General features: G+C 42.1%; 1 protein-coding gene. It reads left to right on the top strand.

Going from position 1 to position 1,674, the window contains the following annotated elements; genetic code table 11:
• Positions 1–1,674, top strand: a 1,674-nt coding sequence (locus ACUVJL_RS37290) for a PAS domain S-box protein (protein ID WP_445250416.1), incomplete at both ends; no start/stop codon positions are given.

The following is a 1,674-nucleotide window of genomic DNA, read 5'->3' as shown; positions in this document are numbered from 1 at the left end:
CGGTCACTGCTATCTCTGGCAAACAAACTTAGTAGGATTACATATTTTATCCGATGGTTTAATTGCTTTAGCTTACTACTCCATCCCCATCATGCTAATCTACTTTGTGCGACAGCGCCAAGATACTCCATTTCAGAAAGTATTTTTTCTGTTTGGCGCCTTCATAATTGCCTGCGGTACAACTCATATCATGGATATTTGGACGCTTTGGTTTCCTACTTATTGGCTTTCGGGAGGAATTAAAGCTATTACTGCTCTGATTTCTATATATACTGCATCTGAGCTAATGTTTTTAATTCCATCAGCCTTAGCTTTACCTAGTTCAGCTCAACTTATTGTGGCCAATCAAGCCTTAGAGAAGGAAATCAACGAGCGCAAGCGGGCTGAAAACGAACGCAAACAAATTGAGGTGGCTTTACGAAACAGTGAAGAGCAGTTTCGCAATGCGTTTGAAAATGCGTCAATTGGAATGGCGATCGTTTCACTTGATGGGCACTGGGTTAAAGTCAATCCTGCCTTATGTCCGATTATTGGCTACTCCTCAGAAGAGTTGTTAGGGTTAACTTTCCAAGATATTACCCATCCTGACGATTTAGACCTGGATCTTAGTTATGTACATCAGCTATTAGCAGGAACAATTTCAAATTACCAAATGGAAAAACGGTATTTCCATAAACAAGGACATATGGTTTGGATTCTTCTTGATGCCTCGCTAGTACAAGATGAACAGGGAAATCCCCTGCATTTTATTGCTCAGATCCAAGAAATTACCGCTCGAAAAGAAGTTCAAAAGACCCTAGAACTTCAAAGCATTATTATGAATAACATGGCAGGTGGCGTGTGTTTAGTCAAAGCATCAGATCTGACGATCGTCTACACCAATCCCAAGTTTGATGCGATGTTTGGCTATGCAGAGGGTGAACTCGCCGGTCAATCTGTTGGTGTAATAAATTACGTCGATACAGAGGTTACACCCGACGAAACCGTTGAAGATGTTGTTGCTCAACTTGAGCGGGATGGGGAAGCAAAATATGAAGTCTACAATCAGAAAAAAGATGGCACTCTCTTTTGGTGCAGGGTTCATACATCCAGGTTTGAGCATCCTGAATACGGAACTGTATATGTTGCCGTTCAGGAGGATGTGACAGAGCTGAAACAAGCTGAGCAAGCCTTGCAAGCTACCACAAATCGCCTCAACTTTCTCCTGAACTACAGCCCCGTCGTTATTTTTAGCTGTAAACCTGGTGGCGATTATGGAGCAACGTTCATCAGCGAAAATGTCAAAGATGTATTGGGCTATGAAAGCATTGCGTTTTTAGAAGATGATGAATTTTGGGTGCATAACTTACACCCAGATGATCTAGAACGAGTAATTAATGGCTTAGCCAATCTATTCGTCAATGATTTTTATTTCCATGAATACCGTCTTCGTCGCTCAGATGGAGTTTATCGCTGGATACTCGGTCAACTCAGACTAATTCGAGATCCTGGCGGTAAACCAGTGGAAATCTTGGGATATTTAATTGACATTAGCGATCGCAAACAAGCGGAGTTGGAACTTCAGCAAGCTAAAGAAGCCGCAGAAACAGCCAACCGAGCCAAAAGTATGTTCCTGTCCAATATGAGCCACGAACTCCGTACTCCTCTCAATGCTATTTTGGGATTTACGCAATT

It is taken from the genome of Microcoleus sp. OTE_8_concoct_300, assembly GCF_031383065.1.
Taxonomy (GTDB): domain Bacteria; phylum Cyanobacteriota; class Cyanobacteriia; order Cyanobacteriales; family Microcoleaceae; genus Microcoleus.
The sequence above is the reverse complement of the archived record's forward strand: the minus strand, read 5'-3'. Positions and strand labels throughout refer to the sequence as shown.